Annotated in this window: 11 protein-coding genes; 6 read left to right on the forward strand and 5 right to left on the reverse strand. The window is 68.4% G+C overall.

Annotated elements, in window-relative coordinates:
* The 3 genes from ON27_RS10260 to ON27_RS10265 all read left to right on the forward strand — a co-directional run.
* A partial coding sequence (locus ON27_RS10260; protein WP_043723364.1) for an SPFH domain-containing protein occupies positions 1-644 on the forward strand: 644 nt, incomplete at its 5' end.
* Between the two features lie 11 nt (positions 645-655).
* The gene (locus ON27_RS43880; RefSeq protein WP_169334500.1) at positions 656-814 is read left to right on the forward strand and encodes a type II toxin-antitoxin system antitoxin; all 159 of its coding nucleotides are present in this window, start codon (positions 656-658) and stop codon (positions 812-814) included.
* 103 nt (positions 815-917) lie between these two features.
* Positions 918-1226: a hypothetical protein gene (locus ON27_RS10265; protein ID WP_157227141.1), complete on the forward strand. Its 309-nt coding sequence runs from the start codon at positions 918-920 to the stop codon at positions 1224-1226.
* On the opposite strand, the gene ON27_RS10270 is transcribed toward ON27_RS10265, so the two are convergent.
* Positions 1210-2055: a class I SAM-dependent methyltransferase gene (locus ON27_RS10270; protein WP_043723368.1), complete on the reverse strand. Its 846-nt coding sequence runs from the start codon at positions 2053-2055 to the stop codon at positions 1210-1212. The genes ON27_RS10265 and ON27_RS10270 overlap by 17 nt on opposite strands.
* 240 nt (positions 2056-2295) lie before the next feature.
* Between ON27_RS10270 and rpsA the strand changes: the two genes are divergently transcribed.
* Positions 2296-3762 carry a 30S ribosomal protein S1 gene (gene rpsA, locus ON27_RS10275; RefSeq protein WP_043723371.1) on the forward strand — a complete coding sequence of 489 codons (1467 nt, stop codon included), beginning with the start codon at positions 2296-2298 and terminating at the stop codon, positions 3760-3762.
* Between the two features lie 70 nt (positions 3763-3832).
* Here rpsA and ON27_RS10280 read toward each other — a convergent pair whose 3' ends face one another.
* Complete coding sequence (locus ON27_RS10280; RefSeq protein ID WP_043723374.1) at positions 3833-4372, reverse strand: hypothetical protein; 540 nt, start codon at positions 4370-4372, stop codon at positions 3833-3835.
* A gap of 127 nt (positions 4373-4499) precedes the next feature.
* The gene (locus tag ON27_RS10285; RefSeq protein WP_043723376.1) at positions 4500-5177 is read right to left on the reverse strand and encodes an NAD(P)-dependent oxidoreductase; all 678 of its coding nucleotides are present in this window, start codon (positions 5175-5177) and stop codon (positions 4500-4502) included.
* A gap of 82 nt (positions 5178-5259) precedes the next feature.
* Here ON27_RS10285 and ON27_RS10290 point away from each other — a divergent pair, with 82 nt between their 5' ends.
* Positions 5260-5961: a TetR/AcrR family transcriptional regulator gene (locus ON27_RS10290; RefSeq protein ID WP_043723378.1), complete on the forward strand. Its 702-nt coding sequence runs from the start codon at positions 5260-5262 to the stop codon at positions 5959-5961.
* A gap of 1265 nt (positions 5962-7226) precedes the next feature.
* Positions 7227-8438 carry a dephospho-CoA kinase gene (gene coaE, locus ON27_RS10295; protein WP_043723380.1) on the forward strand — a complete coding sequence of 404 codons (1212 nt, stop codon included), beginning with the start codon at positions 7227-7229 and terminating at the stop codon, positions 8436-8438.
* Between the two features lie 201 nt (positions 8439-8639).
* Here coaE and ON27_RS10300 read toward each other — a convergent pair whose 3' ends face one another.
* Positions 8640-9164: a ribonuclease FAU-1 family protein gene (locus tag ON27_RS10300; RefSeq protein ID WP_043723382.1), complete on the reverse strand. Its 525-nt coding sequence runs from the start codon at positions 9162-9164 to the stop codon at positions 8640-8642.
* 57 nt (positions 9165-9221) lie between these two features.
* Positions 9222-9872, reverse strand: coding sequence for a ribonuclease FAU-1 family protein (locus tag ON27_RS10305; protein ID WP_083887486.1), 651 nt, complete (start codon positions 9870-9872; stop codon positions 9222-9224).
* Positions 9873-9952 lie beyond the last annotated feature (80 nt).

A 9952-nucleotide genomic window follows, 5' to 3' on the forward strand; every position in this document is an offset into this window, starting at 1 on the left:
GCTACGTCGGCTCGGTGAGCGAGCCGGGCTTCTTCTCGGTGCTCCCGCTGACCGATCGCAAGAGCATCTCGCTGCGCGTGCGCAATTTCGAGACGCAGAAGCTCAAGGTCAACGACGCCGACGGCAATCCGGTGGAGATCGCCGCGGTGGTCGTCTACCGGGTGGTGGACAGCTTCAAGGCCGCCTTCGCCGTGGACGACTACGAGGAGTACGTGGAGACCCAGTCCGAGGCGGCCGTCCGCCACCTGGCCACGACGCACCCCTACGACGCGCACGAGGCCGACCGCACCAGCCTGCGCGACGGCGCGGAGGTCGCCGAGGAATTGACCGTCGAACTGCGTGAGCGCACCGAGATGGCGGGCATCGAGGTGCTGGAGGCGCGGATCACCCACCTCGCGTACGCGCCCGAGATCGCCCAGGCCATGCTGGTCCGTCAGCAGGCGAACCAGGTGGTCGCCGCGCGCACCCGGATCGTGGAGGGCGCGGTCGGCATGGTCGGCCTCGCGCTGGAGCGGCTCGCTCAGGAGGGCATGGTGGAACTGGACGAGGAGCGCAAGGCGGCCATGGTGTCGAACCTGCTCGTGGTGCTCTGCGGTGACCGTCCGACCCAGCCCGTGGTCAACGCCGGTTCGCTCTACTCCTGAGGCGGCGCCCCGTGGCTGAGCGCAAGAAACTGCTGCTACGCCTGGACCCGGCCGTCCACGACGCCATCGCTAAGTGGGCGGCCGACGACCTGCGCAGTGTCAACGCCCAGATCGAGTACGCGCTGCGCCTGGCGCTGGAGCAGGCCGGGCGCAAACCGAAGTCGCAGTGACGCGACCTCGATACCGATCAGAGATGGTGCCCCGGCCCGTGGGCGCGAAGACTTGCAAGTGGTCAGCGACCGTCCGATCGAGTCCGCACCGAAAGGGGCAATGATGACCACGACAGTGCACATCGACAACATCGTTCGCGACTACAACGCGTGGAAGCCCACGTTCGACGGTCTCGCGCAGTACTTCGCGGAAGCCGGAGCCCGCAACTGCCGGGTGGAACGATTCACGCACAACCCGAATCGGGTGCTGGTGGAGCTGGACTTCGACACGACGGTGGCGGCGGAGGCGTTCCGCGACCGCCTGCACGAAGTCACCGACCAGCCGCGGGCGCAGATGTTGCTGGTCACCCATGAGGTCTCGCTGCTCGAGCTGGTGGACGACCATCCCCTCACGCTCAGCGCTTCCTCGTGACGAAGATCGCCGTGCCGGGGAACAGCTCACCGCGCAGCGGGCTCCACTGCCCCCATTCGCGATCCAGCCATTCCGGCCACTCCGGTTCGACGATGTCCTCGACTGCCAGTCCCGCCGCGACGATCTCCCGTACCCGGTCGCCGATGGTCCGGTGGTGCTCGACGTAGGTGGGCACGTTGTCGCCGTCGACCTCGACGTAAGGGGTGCGGTCGAAGTACGGGATGGTGGCGGTGAGCCCCGCCGGACCCGGATCGTCCGGGAAGATCCAGCGCATCGGATGGTTCACCGAGAAGACCCAGCGCCCGCCCGGGCGCAGCACCCGCGCCACCTCGCGCATCACCAGCGCCGAATCGGCGACGAACGGCACGGCGCCGAACGCCGAGCAGGCCAGATCGAACGACGCGTCGGGGAACGGAAGGGCCTCCGCGTCCGCCTGCACCAGCGGCACCCGCGGCCCGCCGCGCGCCATCACCGCCAGCCCCCGCTCCAGCATGCCGCGCGACAGGTCGAGCCCGACCGGCCGCGCGCCCTGCCCGGCCAGCCAGCGCGCGCACGGGGCCGAGCCGCAGCCGATCTCCAGCACCCGCTTGCCGGTGACGTCGCCGAGGAAGCGCATGTCCCCTTCGTGCAAGCCCTCCGGGCACCAGACGAACTCGCCGCCGGGGGAGTCGACGCCGAGGAACTCCGCGTGCGTCTCGTGGTACTGGGCGGCATCGGCGTCCCACCACCGCCGGCTGGCCACCCTGCTGGCCGCCGATCCGATCCGGGTCCGCGCCGTGCCCGTCGTTCCGAGCAGTGCGTTTGCTTGCGCATGGCGATCTTCCGACACGCCGATCAGACTATCGGCGTGGCGGCCTGACCGGTTTGCCCGCCCGGACCGAGGTCGCGTACGCTGAACGCGCGAGTGTCTTCCGTACAGCCGTACCGAAGTTCACACCGTGCTGCGTTTCACGCGCGTCGCGTGCGGTACGTTCCTAGTGTCCGTCTTCACACATCGCGGTGAGATCGCAGCGTACCGAAAGTTCCAATGTCCGCAACCGACCACAATCCGTCCGGAGCAAACCGACATATGCCCACCACCGTCACCTCGCCGCAGGTAGCCGTCAACGACATCGGCTCCGCCGAGGATTTCCTCGCCGCCATCGACGCCACGATCAAGTACTTCAACGACGGCGACATCGTCGAAGGAACCATCGTCAAGGTCGATCGCGACGAGGTCCTGCTCGACATCGGTTACAAGACCGAAGGCGTCATCCCCTCTCGTGAACTCTCCATCAAGCACGACGTCGACCCCAACGAGGTCGTTTCCGTGGGCGATGAGGTCGAGGCTCTTGTTCTCACCAAGGAGGACAAGGAAGGCCGCCTGATCCTGTCGAAGAAGCGGGCGCAGTACGAGCGTGCGTGGGGCACCATCGAGGAGCTCAAGGAGAAGGACGAGGCCGTCAAGGGCACCGTCATCGAGGTCGTCAAGGGCGGCCTGATCCTCGACATCGGCCTGCGCGGCTTCCTGCCCGCCTCGCTCGTCGAGATGCGGCGGGTCCGCGATCTCCAGCCGTACGTCGGCAAGGAGATCGAGGCCAAGATCATCGAGCTGGACAAGAACCGCAACAACGTGGTGCTGTCCCGCCGCGCCTGGCTGGAGCAGACCCAGTCCGAGGTGCGCAGCGAATTCCTGCACCAGCTGCAGAAGGGCCAGGTCCGCAAGGGTGTGGTCTCCTCGATCGTCAACTTCGGCGCGTTCGTCGACCTGGGCGGCGTGGACGGTCTGGTGCACGTCTCCGAGCTGTCCTGGAAGCACATCGACCACCCGTCCGAGGTCGTCGAGGTCGGCAACGAGGTCACCGTCGAGGTGCTCGACGTCGACCTGGACCGCGAGCGCGTCTCGCTGTCGCTGAAGGCGACCCAGGAAGACCCGTGGCGTCAGTTCGCCCGCACCCACGCGATCGGCCAGATCGTGCCGGGCAAGGTCACCAAGCTCGTGCCGTTCGGCGCGTTCGTCCGCGTCGAGGAGGGCATCGAGGGCCTGGTGCACATCTCCGAGCTGGCCGAGCGCCACGTCGAGGTGCCGGACCAGGTCGTCACCGTCGGCGACGACGCGATGGTCAAGGTCATCGACATCGACCTGGAGCGTCGCCGGATCTCGCTGAGCCTCAAGCAGGCCAACGAGGACTACCACGCCGAGTTCGACCCGTCGAAGTACGGCATGGCCGACAGCTACGACGAGCAGGGCAACTACATCTTCCCCGAGGGCTTCGATCCCGACACCAACGAGTGGCTCGAGGGCTTCGACAAGCAGCGCGAGGAGTGGGAAGGCCGCTACGCCGAGGCGGAGCGTCGCCACAAGATGCACACCGCGCAGATGGAGAAAATGGCAGCCGACGCTGCGGCCGAGGCCGCGAACGGCGGCGGCGCGTCGAACTACTCCTCCGAGAGCGGTGCGCAGTCCTCCGCCAGCCAGGCCGAGCCCGCCGGTGGTTCGCTGGCCAGCGACGCGCAGCTGGCGGCTCTGCGCGAGAAGCTGTCCGGCAACGCCTGATCGGCAATAGCTAGCACGACTGTGCCCCAACCGTTGATCGGTTGGGGCACAGTCGTTTTCGAGGAGGCCCTCAGACGGTCTGGCGTCGAGAGGGTTTCGTGGTGCCGCGCGAGACCTGCGGCGCTTGTGCGGGCCGCCGTGCCGCCTCGTGGGGCGCCACCATCTGGGCGGTGGTGAGCGCGACGACCTGGATCTGCTCGAGCCGCAACCCGAGCGAGGCCAGCCGGGCGATGACGCCCAGCCGATGCTCCGGCAAACCCGGGCTGACCACCAGCGGGTCCCTTCCCGGGCGACGTACGACGTAGCTTCGGCGTTCGGTGTCGTACCGCACGGGCACGCCGTCCCGGATGGCCCGGTAGGCGTCCAGATCCAGCGCGCGGTGCCGGATCGGGTCGATCAGCAGCGACTCGACGAACTGCTCCGCCTGCCGCAGCCACGGCTCCTGGTCCGACGGGTCCAAGTGCTCGACCCGCTGGGCCACGCGCCACCGATAGTCCTCCGCGGCAGGGCACAGCAGCGCCCGGTGCCGCTCGATCTCCGCCGCGAAAGCCACGAGGTCTTCGTGGGTCTCGGCGACCGGGCCGGGCGTCGAAGCATGTACGTCGGGCATGGTGACCCCTATCTCTCGGGTTGCGGATTACTTTGTGTGGCAACCAGATCGACGTCCGACACTTCGTATTGTGCCGGAGGGGTCCGACAGAAACGGCGAGTGCGACATCCGGTCCGGGGGCGACCGCTCAGTACCCGACGGTGAAGCGGCGCTGGACGAAGCGAGGCTGCTCGGCTTCATCGAGCAGGGCGACCGCCACGTCCTCCGCGGAGATGTCCGCCCCGCCGAGCAGCAGCTGATCGCCGCCGATCCGGAAGCGGCCGGTGCACTCGCCCGGGGCGATCCGCCCCGAGGAGGGGCTCAGGTAGGTCCAGTGACGGTTGGACAGCCGGTAGATGTTCAAGGCGTCGCGCAGGGCGCGGACCACCCGGGCGTACTCCGCCGGGACTTCGAGCACTTCGGTGAGGGTGCGCGTGAACTCATCTCCGGTGTCCAGCAGTTGCACGCCGGGCGCCACCTCCAGACTGCCCGCCCCGCCCACCGCGATCAGCCGGACCCGTGGCTGCCGGTCGAGCGCGGCGACCATCGCCCGCGCACCCACGACGAAATCGTCCGCCTTGGCGATGGTGTCGGCGATGCCGTGCCCGGTGTTCACCGCACTCACGACGACGTCCAGACCGGCGATGGCGTCGGCGATGCTGTCGGTGTCCAGCCAGTCGGCGACCGCCCAGGTCTCGTCGGCGCGTTCGGCGGGGAAACGCCCCGCGTCGCGCGTGAAGGCGGTGACCCGGTGTCCTCGCCGCAGTGCTTCGGCGACGACCCTGGACCCGATGACGCCGGTCGCTCCGAAAACCCCGATTTCCACGACTTCTCCTTGATGTTCATTTACTACACGGCGTTCAGTAACTACACATGGGATAGTAGCCAAACGCTGTAGAGTGTCAACCGTGGCCGAGATCGTCAGGAGTCGCCGAGAGCGCCTGCGCGCGCAGGCGCTGGAGGACATCAAGACAATCGCCATGCGGTTGCTCGCCGAGGGCGGCCCGGACGCGATCTCCTTGCGTGCCATCGCTCGCGAGATGGGGATGACGGCCGGCGCGATCTACGGCTACTACGCCACCCGTGACGAGTTGATCTCTACGCTCATCTCGGACGTCTACACCGCCTTGGTGGACCGGCTCGAGGCGGCGCGCGACGCCGTCGCCGTGGGCGATCCGGCCGGACGCATCGTGGCCTGGGCCGCAGCCGTGCGTGAGTGGGCGGTCGAACGGCCCGCCGAATTCCGGCTCATCTACGGCGACCCGGTGCCCGGCTATCAGCCGCCGCCGGGCGGGCCTGCCGCGGCGGCCGAGTTACGCGCCTGCACCGGTCTGGTCGGTCTCGCGGCCGCCGCGTGGCCACGGGCCGCGGCTACGCAGACCACGGGCGACTGCGCCTGGTCCGACTTCGACGCGCGGCTGGCCGGGCATGTCCGGTCCGACTTCCCCGATCTGCCGCCCGACGCGCTCGCCCTCGCCCTGCGGATGTGGGGGCGGATGCACGGACTGATCGCGCTCGAGGTGTACGGCCATCTGCGCCCGCAAACTCAGGATCCGGCGAAGCTTTTCCGCGCCGAGATGCGCGACCTCGTCCGTTCACTCGGTCTTTGATCCATCTCGCGTCGACAGCGCCTGGTCCATCCCAGCGGTTCCACTCGGCGGCCCGACCGGTTCCGCATGATCATCGTTCCGCCGACCCCGCCCATTCCGCGTGATCCCGTGCTCGGATGTCGCGCCCGTGGACCTCTGCCTCGGGGATCGGCCAGACGGTCGAGCGGGGAGATTGCCAGCGATACGCCACGTCGAAAATCGGCAATATCCGAGGGGATGAATGTACGCGCTTATCGCTATTCCGCGCCTACCGTCGCCATCGCCGTCACGGGTTTCCGGTTCTTTCGAGAAATGGGGCCGTTCGGCGCTGTGCTGTCTTCCGGCCGGTCTCGACGATTCTTTCCGAAGTAGCGCGCGTGCAGGTCCTGGTCGCCGCCGCAGCGGCTCGCTGTGCGGGGACGCCGAATGTATCGAAGAGCACGGGTATGCATTCCTCCGGGCGCGCCGAAAGCGGGCGCTATCGCTGGTTCTGTGACCGGGGTTCGAGCAAGGAATTACGGACTGCCGACGGGTGGGCGTGCGGAGAAGTGCAACTGCCCTCGGCTTACTGTTCTTGCATCTGCACTTACATTTCCACGCCGGCGCACTCGGCCGACCGCGCCATTGGTCCACGGACTGGACCGATCACGGTGCGGCGCAACGAATCCGAGGTCCGGGCACGCAAAACAGTGGCCCAGCCTTGGCGAGAGGCTGGGCCACTTCGAACTCGGGTTCAGCTTGCGGTAGCAGGTACCCACCGGACCGCGGGTGCGGCCGGACGGTTCCGCATGGCAGCGAAACTGTGCCGCGCGGGACTGATGAACGCGGTGAACCAAGAGCGGCGGTGCTCCGCGAGCGCCGCCGCGACAGCGGGGATCCGAATGCAGTGCACTCGCCCCGCCATACCCAGGCGGTGGCGACCCGTCTGGTTGATTCTGGTGCCCAATGGTGTTCCTTTGCTTCGCTGGTGTCGGCCTGGATCGCCACGGCGAAGATTAGCGGAACGAAAGTGCTCGGCAGAGTATTTTGCGCGAGTAATTGCTTCGGCGTGTCGGAAAGTCGGGGCGGCCCCACCGTAAACATCCGGAATTGTTGCGAAACGGTCTCGGGGCAGTCACGGATCGGGCAAATGGGCCGGCATGTGGTGGAATGCGCGAGCGCATCGGGTAATCGACCGGATTGCCCCGCGACGGCCGGTTCGCCGCCCGATCCGCCGCACGCGACGCGGCCGCGTGGGCCTCGGGGCGGCGAACGCGCGGCCCGCTTCCGGATGCGAGACTGGTCGAATGTTACGAATCGGCCTCACCGGAGGCATGGGAGCGGGCAAGTCGACCGTGGCTCGGGCACTCGCCGCACTCGGTGCGGTGGTCATCGACTCCGACCTGATCGCGAGGGAGGTCGTCGAGCCGGGCACCGAGGGCTTGGCCGCGCTGGTGGCGGCGTTCGGCGCCGACATCCTCGCCGCCGACGGCAGCCTCGACCGGCCCACGCTGGCCGCCAAGGCATTCGGGGACGACGCGGCACGCGCGAAACTCAATTCCATCACGCATCCGCTCGTCGGAAAGCGCACCGCGGAATTGATCGCCGCCGCCCCCGCGGATGCGATCGTAGTGCAGGATATTCCGCTCCTGGTGGAAAACGGTCTCGCTCCGTTGATGAATCTCGTGCTCATCGTCGACGTGGACGCGGAAACGCGAATTCGGCGTCTGGTGGAATTTCGCGGCGTCCTCGAAGCCGATGCGCGGGCGCGTATTTCGGCGCAGGCCACCGATGAACAGCGGCGAGCCGTTGCCGATGTGTTGCTGGACAACAGCGGCGCGCCGGGTGCCGTCGAAGCCGAGGTGCGTCGCCTGTGGGCCGAGCGTTTGGTGCCGTTCGAGCGCAACCTGCGAACCGGCACGCCCGCGCGCCGCCAGGAGATCCGGCTCGTGCCCGCCGATCCCCGCTGGCCCGCGCAGGCGCAACGGCTGATCGCCCGGCTCCGGGTGGCCTGCGGTACTGCCGCGTCTCGTATCGACCACGTCGGCTCCACGTCGGTGCCGGGGTTGCCCGCCAAGGACGTGATCGATCTCCAGATCACGGTCGCGGATCTGGCCGCCGCCGACGGCCTGCGCGAGGCGCTGGGCGCCGCGGGGTTCCCGGTGCGGCCGGAGTCCACCCAGGACAACCCCAAGCCCACGCCGCAGGACCCCGCGGGCGCCGATACCGCGCTGTGGGTCAAGCGTTTCCACCAGAACGCCGACCCGGGGCGGTTGGCCAACGTGCACGTGCGGGTGGAGGGTTCGCCCGGCCAGCAGTACGCGCTACTGCTGCGGGACTGGCTGCGCGCCGACGCGGACGCACGCGCGGAGTACCTCGCCGTGAAGCGCGAGGGCGAGGCCAAGGCGGCGGGGCTGACCGGCGCGGAGGCGACCGCGGCCTACCTCGATGTCAAGGAACCGTGGTTCGACGCCGCCTATCCGAGAGTTCTGGCCTGGCGGGACTCGACGGCGCCCTAGTCCGGCCCCGGACGCGCGGCATTCGCGAGCGCTGCCAGGGCGCGAGGCCGGTCATGTCCACTTCATCGCCCGGTTGACCGGTTGCACGCCGGGCGTACGGCCGACCGCGGTGACGGCTCGGCGCGCGGGAAATGGGTGCTGCGAATTCGCGCCGGGAAGGCGCGGGTCGGAGCGCTCGTCCGGGGGCCCGCGCACGGGGGACTACAGCCAGGTCAGCGTGATGTCCATGGTGTCCAACCAGCCCTCCAGGGTGTGCCCGTTGGCGGCGATGCCATCGATGGCGGCGGTGGCGTGCTGGACGGCGGCCTCCGCGTCTGCGAGCGTGATCAGCCCGGCGGCGTGCGCGGCGATCAGCTCGTCGACGTCGAGCAGCTGCGTGTCGCGCGAGGAACGCACGATGATGTCGAGGTAGTGGTCGACGGCCTTCCATTTCTTCGGGGCGACCACGGTGAAGTCACCGATGTCGAGGTAGTAGTCCTGGTCGCGCCGATGCGCGGGCAAGTAGTGGAAGATCGTCGCGCGCAGGTGCAACTTGGGCAGCAGCCAGGACTCGATGTAGTGGAACTGCGGATGATCCGAGGTGCGCGCCATGTACAGGCCCCACGGCTCGACGCGGTACTTCTCGACCGGGCGTACGAAGCCTTTCGGATCCGTGTTCGTCAGGTCCGCGATGCTGAAGTACTCGACTTTGGGCCGGTGCACGTCGACGGTGGGTGCCTGCGTCATGCATCAAGAATCTACCGTCGCGCCCGATGCGTCGAGTCGGACGCGGTAACCGGTGAGCTACATCCAGGTGAGGGTGATGCCGTAAGTGGCCAGCCAGTCCTCCACGCAGTGGTCGTGGGCGGCCAGCCCGTCCAGCACCGCCGTGGCCTGCGCGAAGGCCCGGTGCGCCTGCGCGGTGTCGACCAGTCCGGCCGCGTGCGCGGCGAGCAGCTCGTCCACGCCGAGTAGTTCGGCGGTGCGGCCGCGGCGCGCGGCGATGTCCAGGTACTGGTCCACCGCCTTCCAGCGCTTCGGGCCCACCCGGGTGAACTCGCCGATGTCGAGCCGGTAGACCGGTTCCCGGTGGTGCGCCGGATTGGTTCTGGTCAGCGTCGCCCGCAAGGAGAGTTCCGGCAGCAACCAGGACTCGAGATAGTGCGAATCCGGCCCGCCGACCGGGCGCGCCATGTACAGGCCCCACGGCTCGACGTGAAAACGCTCGACCGGACGGACGAAGCCTTTGGCGTCGGTATTGGTCAGTTCGGCGAGATTGAAGAATTCCACCCTCGGCCGGTGCGGCGCGGGCGTGGCCGGGGCGATCCGCCCCGGTGGGGCGGTTGTAGCGACGCCGGTGACGGAAGGAACCGCCGCGCGGAGATCCCTGGCGACATACCCGGCCAGGCCGGTCACGGCCGGCACGGCGACGAGCAATGGAAGCAGACCGCTCATGGCTTTGTCCTTCACCACGTCCGAACAATCAGATCAGGCTACACCCGGTGGGAGGTCTGCGGTCGGTCCGCGATAAGGTG

The organism is Nocardia asiatica NBRC 100129 (assembly GCF_000308415.1).
Classification (GTDB): Bacteria; Actinomycetota; Actinomycetes; order Mycobacteriales; family Mycobacteriaceae; genus Nocardia; species Nocardia asiatica.